The sequence below is a fragment of the Agromyces allii genome (assembly GCF_009749385.1).
Lineage (GTDB): Bacteria > Actinomycetota > Actinomycetes > Actinomycetales > Microbacteriaceae > Agromyces > Agromyces allii.
Genome location: NZ_WBIN01000002.1, coordinates 39,443 through 55,648, shown reverse-complemented (window position 1 = coordinate 55,648; position 16,206 = coordinate 39,443). Strand labels below are relative to the sequence as shown.

The 16,206-nt window shown below is 71.9% G+C and carries 10 protein-coding genes; 4 read left to right on the top strand and 6 right to left on the bottom strand.

The window, feature by feature from the left end; all coding sequences use genetic code 11:
- Positions 1–31 precede the first annotated feature (31 nt).
- The 3 genes from GQR16_RS02770 to GQR16_RS02760 form a co-directional block, all read right to left on the bottom strand.
- On the bottom strand, positions 32–898 hold the full coding sequence (locus GQR16_RS02770) for a YrzE family protein (protein ID WP_157413658.1): 867 nt from the start codon (positions 896–898) through the stop codon (positions 32–34).
- A gap of 181 nt (positions 899–1,079) precedes the next feature.
- Positions 1,080–2,201: a tRNA 2-thiouridine(34) synthase MnmA gene (gene mnmA, locus GQR16_RS02765; RefSeq protein ID WP_246200450.1), complete on the bottom strand. Its 1,122-nt coding sequence runs from the start codon at positions 2,199–2,201 to the stop codon at positions 1,080–1,082.
- Positions 2,202–2,295: 94 nt separating this feature from the next.
- Entirely contained in the window at positions 2,296–3,519 is a 1,224-nt protein-coding gene (locus GQR16_RS02760) for a cysteine desulfurase family protein (protein WP_157413657.1), read from the bottom strand.
- A 38-nt stretch (positions 3,520–3,557) separates the two neighbouring features.
- On the opposite strand from GQR16_RS02760, the gene glgX reads away from it, so the two are divergent.
- Both glgX and ybaK read left to right on the top strand, forming a co-directional pair.
- Positions 3,558–5,726, top strand: a complete 2,169-nt coding sequence (gene glgX, locus GQR16_RS02755) for a glycogen debranching protein GlgX (RefSeq protein ID WP_157413656.1) — start codon at positions 3,558–3,560, stop codon at positions 5,724–5,726.
- Positions 5,726–6,223 (top strand): Cys-tRNA(Pro) deacylase, encoded by a 498-nt coding sequence (gene ybaK, locus GQR16_RS02750; RefSeq protein WP_157413655.1) that lies wholly within the window; start codon positions 5,726–5,728, stop codon positions 6,221–6,223. The genes glgX and ybaK overlap by 1 nt, the downstream gene beginning before the upstream one ends.
- Before the next feature lie 62 nt (positions 6,224–6,285).
- Here ybaK and glgP read toward each other — a convergent pair whose 3' ends face one another.
- Complete coding sequence (gene glgP / locus GQR16_RS02745) at positions 6,286–8,859, bottom strand: alpha-glucan family phosphorylase (RefSeq protein ID WP_157413654.1); 2,574 nt, start codon at positions 8,857–8,859, stop codon at positions 6,286–6,288.
- Between the two features lie 82 nt (positions 8,860–8,941).
- Between glgP and GQR16_RS02740 the strand changes: the two genes are divergently transcribed.
- Together GQR16_RS02740 and glgB are read left to right on the top strand one after the other, a co-directional pair.
- Positions 8,942–10,963 (top strand): alpha-1,4-glucan--maltose-1-phosphate maltosyltransferase, encoded by a 2,022-nt coding sequence (locus tag GQR16_RS02740; protein WP_157413653.1) that lies wholly within the window; start codon positions 8,942–8,944, stop codon positions 10,961–10,963.
- Positions 10,956–13,163 carry a 1,4-alpha-glucan branching protein GlgB gene (glgB, locus tag GQR16_RS02735; RefSeq protein WP_157413652.1) on the top strand — a complete coding sequence of 736 codons (2,208 nt, stop codon included), beginning with the start codon at positions 10,956–10,958 and terminating at the stop codon, positions 13,161–13,163. The genes GQR16_RS02740 and glgB overlap by 8 nt, the downstream gene beginning before the upstream one ends.
- A gap of 73 nt (positions 13,164–13,236) precedes the next feature.
- On the opposite strand, the gene GQR16_RS02730 is transcribed toward glgB, so the two are convergent.
- The gene (locus GQR16_RS02730) at positions 13,237–14,187 is read right to left on the bottom strand and encodes a tetratricopeptide repeat protein (RefSeq protein ID WP_157413651.1); all 951 of its coding nucleotides are present in this window, start codon (positions 14,185–14,187) and stop codon (positions 13,237–13,239) included.
- Positions 14,184–16,151, bottom strand: coding sequence for a DUF8094 domain-containing protein (locus GQR16_RS02725; protein WP_157413650.1), 1,968 nt, complete (start codon positions 16,149–16,151; stop codon positions 14,184–14,186). Before GQR16_RS02725 ends, GQR16_RS02730 begins: the two co-directional genes overlap by 4 nt.
- Between the last annotated feature and the right edge of the window lie 55 nt (positions 16,152–16,206).

Below are 16,206 nucleotides of genomic sequence, written 5' to 3'. Positions count from 1 at the left end.
TCACCGGCGTTCCGGTCGAAGATCGTGCCGATCAGCCCTCCTCGACGAACCCGGCACGGTCGACGCGGCGGTGGTAGCGCGTGCCGGACATGCCGCCGAGCACCGCTCCGGCGAGGCTGGCGACGAGCACGACCGCAGCGATGGCGAGTCCGGCGAGCGTGAACTCCTCGGGGCTCATCTGGATGCGCGGGTACAGGTTCGCGTTCGCGAGCACGTCGACCTGGCTGCCGATGATGACGCTCACGAGCGACACGACGATCGCGATCACGAGCGCCCAGACCCAGACGGCGAGTCCCTGCACGGCGCCGTTGAACCGCGCCATGCGCGCAGCGACGTAGCCGCCGCACCAGTACGACACGAGGAGGATCGCCGCGAGCACGGCCACCGCGACCCACCCGACGCTCTCGGAGGCCACGCCCGTGAGCACGGCGGCTCGACCGGCCGTGTCGACGCCGAGCGCCGTGGCGGCTCCGGCCACGGTGCCGGTGAGGATCGCCGCGGTGCCGGTGGCGGTCAACCAGCCGAACAGGGCCGAGCCGAGCTTCACGCCGCCGAACGCCTCGCGCTGGCGGGCGACCACGGCGCGGCGGGCCGCTGCGCCGTAGGGTGCGGACTCGCCGTGCTCGGCGGACGCCGACGCGGCAGATGGGTCGGATGAGCCGGATGCATCGACCGGACGCGAGCCGACGGCGTCGACCGGTGCGGTCCGAGCGTTCGCTCCGGCCGCGACGGTCGGGTACGCGACGGTCTCCTGCTGGTCGGCGCGGCGAACCTCGGCGCGGTCGGCGCGGTCATCGGTGCGCTCGTCGATCACGGCGGTGCCGGATGCCGGCGTGCGGGCGGGGACAGGTGCGGGCTGCGTGGCGCTTCGTTCTTCGGGAACTCGGGGGGTGGTCACGTCGTCCTCCTCGGGATGCGCCGCTCGGTCGAGCGACGTCCGCACGAATCTAGTGAAGCCGAGCACGGGCTGCGGGGCCTTGACACCGCGCCCGACGAACCGCTATTCCACGCGTGAGCAGGGCGCATCGAGACGTCGACGCGCGTCGGGCGGACGCCGCGGCGAACGGTCGGTGAACGGCTCAGGCCCCGACGGGCACCGCGCTCACCGTGCGGTCGATCGTGAACTGCCCGAGCACGCGCGTGCCGACGTAGATCACGGCGGTCTGCCCAGGAGCGACCCCGTCGAGCGGGATCTCGGGGGTCACGACGAGCTCGGCCGCGCCCGCGGCATCCGCGACCACCTGGGCGACGGCCGGAACGGGATCGGCGTGCGCGCGGATCTGCACCTCGCAGGCGAACTCGCTCGTGGGGTCGGCGGGCGCGAGCCCGGCCCAGGTGAACCGCGACCCGGCGACGAGCGCGGTCGCGAGCGCCTCCTTCGGGCCGACGACGACGGTGTTCTCCTTCGGACGCACCTCGAGCACGAAGCGCGGCTTGCCGTCGGCGGCCGGCGTGCCGAGGCGCATGCCGCGGCGCTGGCCGACCGTGTAGGCGTGCGCGCCCTCGTGGGTGCCGACGACGGCGCCCGTGCGGTCGACGATGTCGCCGGTCGCCGTGCCGACCTTGTCGGCGAGCCAGCCCTTGGTGTCGCCGTCGGGGATGAAGCAGATGTCGTACGAGTCAGGCTTCTGCGCGACGCTGAGCCCGCGGCGGGCCGCCTCTTCGCGCACCAGCGCCTTCGAGGGCGTGTCGCCGAGCGGGAAGTACGCATGCGCGAGCTGCTCGGCCGTGAGCACGCCGAGCACGTAGGACTGGTCCTTCGCCTCGGCGCTCGCGCGGTGCAACTCGAGCGCACCCGATGCACCGGGGAGGACCTTGGCGTAGTGGCCCGTCGCGACGGCGTCGAAGCCGAGCGCGAGCGCCTTCTCGAGCAGGGCCGCGAACTTGATGCGCTCGTTGCAGCGCATGCACGGGTTGGGGGTGCGGCCGGCCGAGTACTCGGCGATGAAGTCGTCGACGACGTCGGCCTTGAACCGCTCCGAGAAGTCCCACACGTAGTACGGGATGCCGAGCACGTTCGCGGCGCGCTGGGCGTCCATCGAGTCCTCGATGGTGCAGCAGCCCCGGCTGCCCGTTCGCAGGGTGCCGGGCATGCGGCTGAGCGCCAGGTGCACGCCGACGACCTCGTGCCCCGCCTCGACGGCGCGCGCGGCCGCGACGGCGCTGTCGACGCCACCGCTCATCGCTGCAAGAACCTTCACCACTCCAGTGTAGGCAGGGCCTCCTGAGCGGATGCCGCGTGGCGGCGTTCCGGCGTGCGGATGCCGCGGCGAGCGCAGCGCGTTCGGCTCGGGGTCAGCGGTCGAACGAGGTGGCTCGCGCGGCGAGCCCGGCCTTCACGGCCTGCGCGTGCGCGGCGGGCAGTGCGGCGAGGAACGCGTCGACGTCGGCGTCGGTCGAGTCGTGGCCGAGCGTGATGCGCAGGGCGCCGCGGGCGTCGGCCTCGGTGCGGCCCATGGCCATGAGCACGTGCGAGGGCTCCGGCACGCCGGCCTGGCATGCCGACCCGGTCGACACGGCGACTCCGGCGGCGTCGAGCAGGAAGAGGAGCGAGTCGCCCTCGCATCCGTCGAACGAGAGGTGCACGTTGCCGGCCAGCCGACCGGCGGCGTCGGGGTCGCCCGAGAGGTGCACGCCGTCGACCGCGGCGAGCGCGCCCGCGATGAGCCGGTCGCGAAGGGCGGTCATGCGCGCCGCATCGTCGGCGAGGTGCGCGTGCACGGCCTCGGCGGCGGCCGCGAATCCGGCGGCGGCGGCGACGTCCTGCGTGCCGGAGCGCACCTTGCGCTGCTGCCCGCCGCCGTGGATGAGCGGTTCGAGCGCGGCCGACCGGTCGAGCACGAGCGCGCCGATGCCGGTGGGCCCGCCGATCTTGTGCGCCGAGACGCTGAGCGCCACGAGTCCGGCGCCGCGCGGCGCGTTCGTGACGCGACGCAGCGCCCGCACGTCGATCGGCACCTGTCCGTACGCCGACACGGCGTCGACGTGCAGCGGCACTCCGGCCGCGGCCGTCAGGCGCGCGACCTCGGCGACCGGCTGGATCGTGCCCACCTCGTTGTTGGCCCAGAGCATCGTGACGAGGGCGACGGATGCCGCGTGCTCGGCGAGCAGCGCCTCGAGCACGTCGAGCCGCAGGCGTCCGACCTCGTCGAGCGGCACCTCGTCGATCACGGCGCCCTCGTGGGTCGCGAGCCACTCGACCGTGTCGACGGTGGCGTGGTGCTCGCCCGCGGGGACGATGAGGCGCGGGCGCGCGGCATCCGCCTGCCTGCTCCACCAGAGGCCCTTGATCGCGAGGTTCACGGCCTCGGTGCCGTTGCCCGTGAAGACCACCTCGATGCCGTCGACGCCGAGGGTCGCGGCGATGCGCTCGCGGGACTCCTCGAGCACGCGCTTGGCCTGCTGGCCGGCGCTGTGGATCGAGGCCGGATTGCCGACCAGCCGCATCGCGTCGACCATGGCGTCGATCGCCTCTGCCCGCATGGGCGTGGTCGCCGCGTGGTCGAGATAGACCGGCATGCAACCTCCGTCCGTGATGTGGTTCTACTCTAGAACGCATGTCTGAGAGCGATCCCCTGCACGACCTCGGCGCCAGCACTGGCGCCGACGGCGGCACGGTCCGAGTGTGGTCGGCGAACGCGACGTCGATCGAGCTCGAGGTGTTCGATCGCGCCGACGCGGGCTGGGCGACCGACCGGGTCGACCTCGTGCGCGACGAGCACGGCGTGTGGCAGGGGTTCTCGTCGGCGCTCGTGCACGGCGCCCGGTACGGGTTCCGCGTCGACGGGCCCACGGGCGTCGAGCACGCGTTCAACCCCGCGCAGACCCTGCTCGACCCGTACGCGCGCGGCCTCGCGGCCGTCGGCGGCGGATCGTGGCACGGCGTCGCCCTCGACCGGGTGACCGAGGCGCCCGCGGCCGACGGCGAAGAGCGGTTCTCGTGGAACGGCGTCGCGAAGCCCGGAGTGCCCCTCGACCACACGGTGGTCTACGAGGCCCATGTGCGCGGCTTCTCCAAGCTGAACCCGGCCGTGCCGGAGGCGCTCCGCGGAACCTACGCGGGTCTGGGCCACGATGCCTCCCTCGAGTACCTGACCGGGCTCGGGGTCACGACGGTCGAGCTGCTGCCCGTGCACGCGTTCCTCTCGGAGCACCGGCTGAAGCGCCAGGGGCGCACGAACTACTGGGGCTACAACACGCTCGGGTTCTTCGCGCCGCACGCCCCGTACGCCACGGCTGCGGCGCGCGCGAAGGGCGCAGGGGCGGTGCGCCGCGAGTTCGCCGAGATGGTGCGGAGCCTCCATGCCGCCGGCCTCGAGGTCGTGCTCGACGTCGTCTACAACCACACCGCCGAGGAGGGCCGCGAAGGGCCGACGTACTCGTTCCGCGGCATCGACAACGCGTCGTACTACCGCCACGACGCGCACGGCCGCTACGTCGACACGACCGGATGCGGCAACACGCTCGACTTCGGCCGCGACGAGCCGTCGCGCCTCGTGCTCGACTCGATGCGCACCTTCGCCGACGAGCTGCAGGTCGACGGGTTCCGCCTCGACCTCGCCGCGACCCTCGGACGCGACGACCACGGCGCGTACACGCCCGACCACCCCCTCCTGCAGGCGATGCTCGCCGACCCTGTGATCGGCGCCACGAAGCTCATCGCCGAGCCGTGGGACGTCGGCCCCGGCGGCTGGCAGACTGGCAACTTCCCGCGCGGCTTCATCGAGTGGAACGACCGCTACCGCGACCGCATGCGCGACTTCTGGCTCGGCGACCTGCGTCGCGAACGCCAGACGGGCGACGCCGGGAGCGGCATCGGCCGTTTCGCCACACGACTCGCGGGTTCCTCGAACACGTTCAGCCTCGAACGCGGCCCGCTCGCGAGCCTGAACTTCATCACCGCGCACGACGGCTTCACGCTCGCCGACCTCACGGCGTACGACGTCAAGCACAACCTCGGCAACGGCGAGCAGAACCGCGACGGTACCGACGGCAACAACTCCTACAACCACGGGGTCGAGGGCGACACCGACGACGCCTCGGTGCTCGCGGCGCGGCGGCGCAGCATCCGGAACCTGCTCGGCACGCTGCTGCTGTCGGCCGGCGTGCCCATGCTCACTGCGGGCGACGAGTACGGGCGCAGCCAGCGGGGCAACAACAACGCCTACTGCCAGGACTCCGACCTCACCTGGCTGTCCTGGAACGCCGACGACCGCGACGCGGGCCTCGAGGCGACCGCCCGCCGACTCGTGCACCTGCGCCGCGACAACCCGGCGATCCGGCCCGTGCGCTTCGGCGTCTTCGGCGAGACGACGCCGAGCGCGTCGCAGATGGACTGGTACAACGCCGACGGCGAGACCATGACCATCGACGACTGGAACGATCCGGCCGAGCGCACGCTGCAGTACCTCGCGGCCTCGACGCCCGAGGTCGAGGAGTTCAACCGCATCCTGCTCGTCGTGCACGCGCACGAGGCGCCTGCCGAGGTCGTGCTGCCCGAGCACGACGGCGTCACCGGCTACATGCTGCTCTGGGACTCGTCCGACGAGCACCCGGTGACCGAGTCGAGCGAGCACCTGCCCGGCGAGCGCGTGGGCGTTCCGCCGCAGTCGATGCTGCTCTACCGGGCCCTCGGCGAGGCATCGAGCGCGGCCTCGGATGCGACGGCCGTCATCGATCCCCCGACCGGCGACGACCCGGTCGCCGACGCTCGGGTCGGCGGCTGATGGCGAGACGGTCGGATGCCGCGGCCGGCACTCCGGCGACGCTCGCGCTGACCCGGGCGGGCGTGGCCTTCCGGGCTCACGCGTACGAGCACGACCCCCGCGCCGCCGCATACGGCCTCGAGGCCGCCGAGAAGCTCGGCCTCGATCCCGAGCGCGTGTTCAAGACGCTGCTCGCCGTGGTCGACGGCTCGCTCGCGGTCGCGATCGTGCCTGTCGCGATGCAGCTCGACCTCAAGGCGTTCGCCCACGCGATCGGCGGCAAGCGCGCCGAGATGGCCGACCCCGCCGTCGCCGAGCGCAAGACCGGGTACGTCGTGGGCGGCATCAGCCCGATCGGGCAGAAGACGTCCCTGCCGACGGTGCTCGACGAGTCAGCGATCCTCTGCGAGGCCGTCTACGTCTCGGGCGGGCGCCGGGGACTCGATCTCGAGCTCGCACCCGACGACCTGCTCGCCGTCACCGACGGGCGGTACGCGCCGATCGCCCGCGCACGCTGACCCTTCGGGCCCGCCGAGCGGCTCGGTGCGGCGGCGCCCCTCGGACGCCGCCGCACCGCCGCTCAGCCGGCGACCGCGACGAGGCCGAGCTCTGCAGCCGAGACGAGCAGCGGATGCCGCGGCACGACGCGCACCGTGTACCCGAACGACCCGGCCCTGGCGAGCACGATCGTGCCGGTGTAGAGCTGTGGACCCGGGGCGGCGGCTCCGGCATCCGTTCCGCTGATCGCCGGGGTCAATGGGGTCAGGCGCGCATGCTCGATGCGCTCGTCGGAGCGGCTGCGCCCGTGCACGGCCTCGACCGTGACGTCGTCGACGGAGAGCCCGCCGAGATCGACGTGCGCCCGCAGCTGCAGCTCGTCGCCGACGTGCGGCGCCTCGACGCCGCCCGACTCGACATGCCGCACCTGCACGCGCGGCCAGGCCTCGCGCACCCGGTCGGCGTAGGCCGCGAGCTCTTTCGCGCCGCGGTCGTTCTCGGCGGCGACGCGCTCGGCCTGCTCGGCGGCCGGGCGGTAGAGCTCGTCGACGTACTGCCTGACCATGCGGTCGGCGCCGAGCTCGGGCGCGAGCACGCTGAGCGTCGTGCGCACGCGACGCACCCACTCCACGGGCACGCCGTCGTGGTCGCGCTCGTAGTACCTGGTCGCGACGCGGTGCTCGAGCAGTTCGTAGAGGGATGCCGCCTCGAGCGCGTCGCGTTCGCCGGCGTCGCCCGCGGCATCCGCCGACGGAATGACCCAGCCGTAGTCCTCGCCCTCGTACTCGGCCCACCAGCCGTCGAGGATCGACAGGTTCAGCGCGCCGTTCATGGCGGCCTTCATGCCCGACGTCCCGCACGCCTCGAGCGGCCGGAGCGGGTTGTTCAGCCACACGTCGCAGCCGGGGTAGAGCAGCTCGGCCATGCCCATGTCGTAGTCGGGCAGGAAGACGATGCGCTCGCGCAGCTCGGGCTGCGCGGCGAACTGCACGAGCTTCTGGATGAGGCGCTTGCCCTCGTCGTCGGCGGGGTGCGACTTGCCGGCGATCACGAACTGCACCGGACGGTCGGGGTTCGTGAGGATCGACTTCAGGCGCTCGGGGTCCTGCAGCATGAGCGTGAGGCGCTTGTACGTCGGCACGCGCCTGGCGAACCCGACGGTCAGCGTGTCGGGGTCGAGCACCCGGCCGACCCACTTCGGAGGTTGTGCGCCGGAGTGCTGCTCGCTCCAGGCGGCGGCGAGGCGACGACGCGCGTCTTCGACGAGCTGGAGCCGCATGCGACGCTTGACGCCCCAGAACTCCCCGTCGGAGACCGCGGCGCTGCGCCAGTCGGCGTGCTCGGTGTCGCCGGTGCCGAGCTTCTCCTCGGCGAGCGCGACGAGGGCCGGGTCGGTCCACGTCGGCGCGTGCACGCCGTTCGTGATCGACGTGATCGGCACCTCCTCGGTGTCGAACCCGGGCCACAGGTCGCCGAACATGCGCCGGCTCACCTCGCCGTGCAGCTTGGACACGCCGTTCGCGTGCTGCGCGAGCCGGAGCCCCATGACGGCCATGTTGAACGCACTCGTCGCCGGGTCGGCTCCGGGCTCGACGCCGAGCGCGAGCGCGTCGTCGAGTTCGACGCCCGGCAGCAGCGACGAGGTGAGGTAGCGCTCGACGAGGCCGCGATCGAACCGGTCGATGCCGGCGGGCACCGGGGTGTGCGTCGTGAAGACCGTGCCGGCCCGCACGAGCTGCAGCGCCTCGGCGAACGAGAGCCCCTCGCCGATGTGCGTCGAGATTCGCTCGAGCCCGAGGAACCCCGCGTGACCCTCGTTCATGTGGAACACGTCGGGCGCCGGACGCGACGCGAGCTCGGTGTAGAGCTTGACCGCGCGGGCGCCGCCGACGCCGAGGAGCAGTTCCTGGAGCAGCCGGTGCTCGCCGCCCCCGCCGTAGAGCCGGTCGGTGACCGAACGGAGCGCGTCGGAGTTCGACGGGATGTCGGTGTCGAGCATGAGCAGCGTGATGCGTCCCACGGCAGCCGTCCAGACCCTGGCGTGCAGCGACGCGTCGTCGGGCAGCGCGAGCGTGATCTGCACGGGCGAGCCGTCGGGATGGCGCAGCATCGAGAGCGGGAGCCCGTCGGGGTCGAGCACCGGGTAGCGCTCCTGCTGCCAGCCGTCGTCGGTGATCGACTGCGAGAAGTAGCCGGCCTTGTAGAACAGACCGACGCCGATGAGCGGCACCCCGAGGTCGGAGGCCGCCTTCAGGTGGTCGCCCGCGAGGATGCCGAGACCGCCTGAATACTGCGGCAGCGCCGCCGTGATGCCGAACTCGGGCGAGAAGTAGGCGATCGTGCGAGGGACCTCCGCGCCGAGCGACTGGAACCATCGCGGCTGCTCGAGGTACTCGCGGAGTCCGGCGCGTTCGCGCTCGGCCCAGTCGACGTAGCCGCCGTCGGCGGCCAGCTCGTCGAGCCGCTCGGGGGCGACCTCGCCGAGCAGCGTGACGGGGTCGCGATTGGAGGTCCGCCAGAGCTCGGGATCGATGGCTTCGAACAATCGGCGCGTCGGCTCGTGCCACGACCAGCGCAGGTTGGCGGCCAGCTCCTCGAGTGCGGAGAGCGGGGCCGGGACGACGGCACGGACGGTGAACTTGCGAATCGGCTTCACGGCACCAACCTACGTGCCGTGCATGTCGAATGTGTGAACGTCGAGGCGCTCGGGCGGGGCATTCCGCGCTACGGTCGTTCACGTGAGCACCCGTACCGTTCGCGCCGGCCGCATCCCCGTCACCCGGCTCTCGCCCGCCGTGCCCGATCCCCGCTGGCATCCGAAGGCGTTCGACGGCGAGGTCGTGCCGTTCAGGGCGAACGTGTTCCGCGAGGGCCACGACCAGGTCGGCGCGATGCTCGTCGTCACCGCGCCCTCCGGCGTCGAACGGCGTGAGCGCATGACCCTCACCGCGCCCGGAACCGACCGCTGGGAGGCGAAGCTCCTCCTCGACGAGGTCGGCGAATGGCGCTGGTTCGTGACCGGCTTCGACGACGAGATCGGAACCTGGCGTCACGATGCCGCGCTGAAGATCGACGCCGGCGTCGACGTCGAGCTCATGTTCGAGATCGGCGCGCGGCTGCTCGACCGGGCCGTCGCCGAGCGGTCCCGCCCCGCGCCCGCCCGCAAGCGCCTGACGGCGATCGCCGCGCAGCTTCGCGACCCCGCGGCATCCGTCTCGAAGCGTCGCCGACTGGTCGACGATCCCGCGTTCGCCGAGTTCGAGACCCGACCGCTCGCCCTGCTCTCGAGCGACTCCGACGAGCACACGATCCTCGTCGAACGTCGTCGAGCGGGCGTCGGCTCGTGGTACGAGTTCTTCCCCCGTTCCGAGGGTGCGCGGCGCCTGAAGAACGGCGCCTGGAAGTCGGGCACCTTCCGCTCCGCGATCAAGCGCCTCGACGGCGTGGCGGCCATGGGCTTCGACGTGCTGTACCTGCCGCCCATCCACCCGATCGGCGTGACGAATCGCAAGGGGCCGAACAACACCCTCGACCCCGCGCCCGGCGACCCCGGCTCGCCGTGGGCGATCGGCGGCCCCCAGGCCGACGGCACGCCGGGCGGCCACGACGCGGTGCACCCCGACCTCGGCACGCTCGCCGACTTCCGTGCGTTCGTGCGCCGGGCGAACGCGCTCGGCATCGAGGTCGCGCTCGATCTCGCGCTGCAGGCCTCCCCCGACCACCCGTGGGTCGCCGAGCACCCCGAGTGGTTCACGGTGCTGCCCGACGGGAGCATCCGCTTCGCCGAGAACCCGCCGAAGAAGTACCAGGACATCTACCCCGTCAACTTCGACCTCGACCCCGAGGGCGTCTTCGTCGAGGTCGAGCGCATCGTGCGGCACTGGATGAAGCAGGGCGTGCGCATCTTCCGCGTCGACAACCCGCACACCAAGCCCCTCGCGTTCTGGGAGCGGCTCATCGGGGCGATCAACGCGACCGACCCCGACGTGGTGTTCCTCGCCGAGGCGTTCACCCGCCCGTCGATGATGCAGGCCCTCGCGATGGCCGGGTTCCAGCAGTCGTACTCGTACTTCACCTGGCGCAACACGAAGGAGGAGCTCGAGGAGTTCCTCACGAGCGTCACGCAGGAGACCGCCGACTTCATGCGCCCGAACCTCTTCGTGAACACCCCCGACATCCTCACCGAGTACCTGCAGTTCGGCGGTCCTGCGGCGTTCACCGTGCGCGCGACCATCGCCGCGACCGCCGCGCCGAACTGGGGCGTCTACTCGGGCTTCGAGCTCTTCGAATCGGTCGCCAGGCCCGGCGCCGAAGAGGCCATCGACAACGAGAAGTTCGAGTACAAGCCGCGCGACTTCGCCGCGGCCGAGGCCGAGGGCCGCTCGCTCGGCCTGTATCTCGGCATCCTGAACGGCATCCGCTCCGCTCACCCCGCGCTCGGGCAGCTGCGCAACATCAGGTTCCACACCAGCGACGACGACGCCGTGCTCGTCTACTCGAAGCATCTCGAGGGCCGATACACCCCCGACGGCGTCGACGACACGATCATCGTCATCGCGAACGTGGACCCGCATTCCGTGAGGGAGACCACCGTGCACCTCGATCTCGAGTCCATCGGCATCGCGCCGGGCGCGCGTTTCGTCGTCGAAGACCTGGTCACCGGGCATCGCTGGGACTGGGGCGATGCGAACTACGTGCGCCTCGACGCGTTCACGCGCCCCGCTCACGTGCTCCACGTCGTGCGGGTGCCCAATGCCTGAGCCGATGCCGGTGGCGGGCCCGACCGTGCCCGACGACGTGCTGCTGGCCGTCGCCGAGGGCCGCCATGCCGACCCCCACTCGGTGCTCGGGCAGCACCCGCTCCCGACCGATCCGGGGCGAGCGGATGCCGCGGCCACCGTGATCCGCACGCTCCGCCCGCTCGCCGACTCGGTCGAGGCCGTCTTCGGCGACGCGCCCGCGCTGCCGCTCGCGCACATCGGCCACGGGGTGTGGGCCGGCGTCGCCGACGGTGCTCCGCGCGACTACCTGATCCGCGCCGTCTACGGCGAGAACGACTGGACGAGCGACGAGCCGTACCGCTTCGCGCCGAGCATCGGCGAGCTCGACCTGCACCTCATCGGCGAAGGACGGCACGAGGAGCTCTGGCGCGTGCTCGGCGCCCACCATCGCGAGCACTGGGGCATCTCCGGGGCCGTCGCCGGCACCTCGTTCACGGTCTGGGCCCCGCGTGCGCAGGCGGTGCGCGTCGTCGGCGGGTTCAACCGCTGGGACGGCACCTCGCACGCCATGCGCAGCATGGGTTCGTCTGGCGTCTGGGAGCTCTTCGTCCCCGACGTCGAGGCCGGCTCCACCTACAAGTTCGAGATCCGCACGCCCGCCGGCGACTGGATCATGAAGGCCGACCCCATGGCCAGGCAGGCCGAGATCGCGCCCGCCACCGGCTCGATCGTCTCGACCACCTCGCACGAGTGGGGCGACGGCGAATGGATGTCGCAGCGCGCCCGCACCAACGCGCACGAGGCGCCCATGAGCATCTACGAGATGCACCTCGGCTCGTGGCGCCCCGGCCGTTCGTACCGCGACGTCGCCGACGAGCTCATCGAGTACCTCGGCTGGCTGGGCTACACGCACGTCGAGTTCATGCCGCTGGCGGAGCATCCGTTCGGCGGATCGTGGGGGTACCAGGTCACGGGCTACTACGCCGTGACGAGCCGGTTCGGCTCCCCCGACGACCTCAAGTACCTGATCGACCGGCTGCATCAGGCCGGCTACGGCGTGATCATGGACTGGGTGCCCGGCCACTTCCCGAAAGACGAGTGGGCGCTCGCGCGCTTCGACGGGGAGGCGCTCTACGAGCACCCCGACCCGCGGCGCGGCGAGCAGAAGGACTGGGGCACGTACGTCTTCGATTACGGCAACCCCCGCGTGCGCAACTTCCTCGTCGCGAACGCCCTGTTCTTGCTCGAGGAGATGCACATCGACGGCCTCCGCGTCGACGCGGTGGCCTCGATGATCTACCTCGACTACTCGCGCGCCGAGGGCGAGTGGCTGCCGAACGTCCACGGCGGCCGCGAGCACCTCGAGGCGATCGCCTTCCTCCAGGAGGCGACCGCGACGGCGTACAAGCGCAACCCCGGCGTCGTGATGATCGCCGAGGAGTCCACCTCGTTCCCCGGGGTGACCGCCGCGACCTCGAGCGGCGGCCTCGGCTTCGGCTACAAGTGGAACATGGGCTGGATGCACGACACCCTGCAGTACATCTCGAAGGACCCGATGTACCGCTCGCACCACCACCACGACCTGACGTTCTCGTTCCTCTACGCGTTCAGCGAGCACTTCGTGCTGCCGATCAGCCACGACGAGGTCGTGCACGGCAAGGGCTCGCTCCTCCGCAAGATGCCCGGCGATCACTGGCAGCAGCTCGCGAACGTGCGGGCCTACCTCTCGTTCATGTGGGCGCACCCCGGCAAGCAGCTGCTCTTCATGGGGCAGGAGTTCGGCCAGCTCTCCGAATGGAGCGAGGAGCGCGGCCTCGACTGGTGGATCCTCGAACAGCCCAGTCACAAGCAGCTCGCCGAGTTCGTCGGCGCCCTGAACCGCGCCTACCGCGAACAGCCGGCGCTCTGGCAGCTCGACGACGACTCGGCGGGCTTCGAGTGGATCGAGGGCGGCGCGGCGCACCTGAACGTCGTCGCGTTCCTGCGCTACGACCGCGAACGCCGGCCGCTGCTCTGCATCGTGAACTTCGCGGGCGTGCCGCACGAGCGCGTGCGACTCGGCCTCCCGGTCACCGGGCGCTGGCGCGAGATCCTGAATTCGGATGCCGCGCAGTGGGGCGGATCCGGCGTCGGCAACCTCGGCGGGGTCGACGCCACTGCGACGCCGTGGGCCGGCCGCCCGGCCTCGGCCGAATTCACGCTGCCCCCGCTCGGCGCCGTCTGGTTCACGCTCGAGTGAGACACCTCGGGCCCCGCTGATCAGCGGGGCCCGAGGTGTTTCTCCGTGTTCCGCCCGACTCGGCGGACCGGGATCAGAACAGCAGGTTGGTGAGGCGTCGACGCGCGACCACGACTCGCGGGTCGTCCGTGCCGACGACCTCGAACAACTCGACCAGTCGCTCGCGCACGAGCTTCTTCTGATCGGCGTCGAGCTTCACGAAGAGCGTGAGCAGCCGGTCGAACGCGTCGTCGACGTGACCGCCCGACAGGTCGAGGTCGGCCACGTCGAGCTGCGCGGTCAGGTCGTCGGGGTTCGAGGCCGCCGCGTTGCGGATCGCGTCGAGGGTCTTGCCGTTCAGGCGCCCGAGCAGGTTCGCCTGCGCGAGGCCCGCGACCGCCATCTGGTCGCGCGGGTCCTGGGCGATCGCCTTGCGGTAGGTCGCGGCCGCCGTGTCGAAGTCGCCGCGCTCGATCGCGTCGTACGCCTCCTGGTGCAGCGGCGGCAGCGGCGGCTCGACGGGCGCCTGCGCCTCGGCATCGGGGTCGCCCGCGGCATCCGTCGCCTCGAGCGACCCGGTCACGCCGTGCTGCGAGGCGAGCTCGAGCAGCTGGTCGAACACCTGGTCGATGACGTCGTCGGGCTGGGCGCCCGCGAAGAGCGGGACCGGCTGGCCCGCGACGACGGCCACGACCGTCGGCACGGACTGCACCTGGAACGCCTGCACGAGCTGCGGGCTGCGGTCGGCGTCGGCCGTCGCGAGCACGAGGCGACCCGAGCGCGCACGGACGAGCCGGTCGAGCGTCGCGACGAGCTCGACCGAGGGCTCGCTCCACGAGCCCCACACGGCCACGACGACCGGAACCGTGCGCGAGAGCTCGAGTGCGGCCGGAAAGCCCTGGTCGTCGGTCGCGAAGACGACCTGACCCGGTGCCGGCGCGGCCGGTGCGGATGCCGCGGGTCCGCCGGGCTGCGGCGGACGCTGCACGAGCGACGAGAGGTCGACGGCGCCGCGAAGCGCGGCGTGCGGAGTGGGGTCGGTCACGGTACCTCCGATGCGCCGACGAGTCCCTCGGACCACCCGAGGAGTCGGATCTGTTCGTCTGAGCCGACGGCCGGAACGTAGAACACCATCTGGATGCCGATGATGCGCTGCACGCCCTTCGCGCTCTTGCCGGTGAAGCCAGAGAGGGCGGCACCGGGCGCGCCGTCCTGGAAGCCGATCGTGCCGCCGTCGTTCGGCGTCACCTTCTCGGTCTGCTCGATCGTCGCGGTCACGAGCGCGCCGGAGTCGTTCGTCGCGAGCGCGATGGTCGGGCCGTCGCCGACGGCGTTCGAGAACGCGATGTCGGCGGTCGGCGACGTCGCGTGCAGGTCATCGCGAATGACCTGCTGACCAGCGACGCCGAGCTGCTCGCGCAGCAGGTCGCCGTCTGGCTCGAACATCGCCGCGTAGGCGGAGTCGTCGCCCTTCAACAGCACGTCGGCGTAGGCGGCCGCCACCTCGTCCGGCTGCATCACCAGGCCCTTGAACTCGGGAGAGATCAGCGGGGCGCCGATGCTCGCGGGCGCGACCTCCGGAACGTCGGCGTCGGGGGCGAGTGCCATCGCGTACACGATCTTGTAGTTCTCGCGCGGCGAAGCCTGCTGCAGGTAGAGCGCCGTCGGAGCGACGGTGGGGTCGTCGGACGCCTTCTCGATGACGAGCACCGTACGACCGCCGGCCGGCCACCCCGCGACCTGCTGCGGGAGGATCAGCGTCGGCGTGGTCGCCGGAACGGGCACCGGCCCGGCCTGGTCGGGGAGCGTCTTGCGGATCGAATAGTTCGCACGCCGTGCCTCGAGCGCCGGACCGATGAACCGGTCGGCGGCGAGGTCGCCGTCGAGCGCCTCGTCGGCGGCCGCGGCGCTCTCGGCCACGCGGGCCATGATGAGCTCCATCTGCGGCACGGTCACCGCAGGGACGAGCGGTTCGGCGATGGGCTCATCGGCGTCGGGGTCGTCGGTCGCGGGCGGCTCGACCGGCGGAGCGGTGGTGGCCGGTGCCGTGGTGGCGGGCGGCTGGTCGAAGCTCGGCCAGTAGTCGGGCGAGCACGCCGTGAGCGCCAACGCGGGAAGCAGCAGCACCGGAACGAGCGCGACGCGCTTCGAACGGCCGATCGCGCGGCGTCCGCCGCCCATCGGGCCGCGACGGAGTTCGGCGGGCTTCGGCCCGCTGCCGGCTCGGCCCTTCGGCAGGTTGCGGCGCGGTCCGCGCGAACGGCGGTGGTGGAGGAAGCCCGAGATCACCAGGGCGATGCCCACGAGGAACAGGATGCCGCCGCCGAGCAGCAGCGGACCGGCCCACGGCGTCGCGTTGTCGAGCGGCCACGTGAGCGTGACTCGCGACGGCGCCGGGTTCGTGCCGTCGGAGGCGATCAGCACCGCGATGTCGTCGGGCACGTCGATCGTCGTCGTCACGGTGCGCTCCCCCGAGAGCTCGTCGAGCCACAGGTCGGAGCCCACCGGCGAGTTCGCGGGATCCACTTCGATCGACTCGTCGTCGGAGGCCGCATCGCCCGCGGCCGGCGTGGGTTCGGGCGTCGGGGCCGGCGTCTCGCTCGGCGACGGACGAGAGGTCGCATCGGTCGCACCGTCGCCCTCGTCGGTCGAGCCGTCGCCGCTGCCCGCCTCTTCGCCCTCGACGTCGCGCGAGTCGGTCGCGACCAGCTCGTCGGAGTCGGCGTCATGGGTGATCGACACGTGCGGCGCGTCGCCGATCCACGACTCCACGTCGCTCAGCCGACCATAGGCGAGGAAGACCGTGTCGGCTCCGGCCGCGGTGAGCGTCTGCTTGCCCGGGTGCGCGGCCAGCGCCCCCGGCTCGACGACGACATATGCGGCATCCGATTCGACCGTCGACGTCAACGAGACGCGGTCGGGCTCGAGGAACACCGTGCGCTGCGCGATGCCGAATCCGATCATCACTGCGGCGGCGGCGAAAGCCAGGATGGCGAAGACGAATCGCACGTTACCTCCGGTACCGCTCCGGGCGGCATTGAACAAAGACATCCAAGCCTACCGA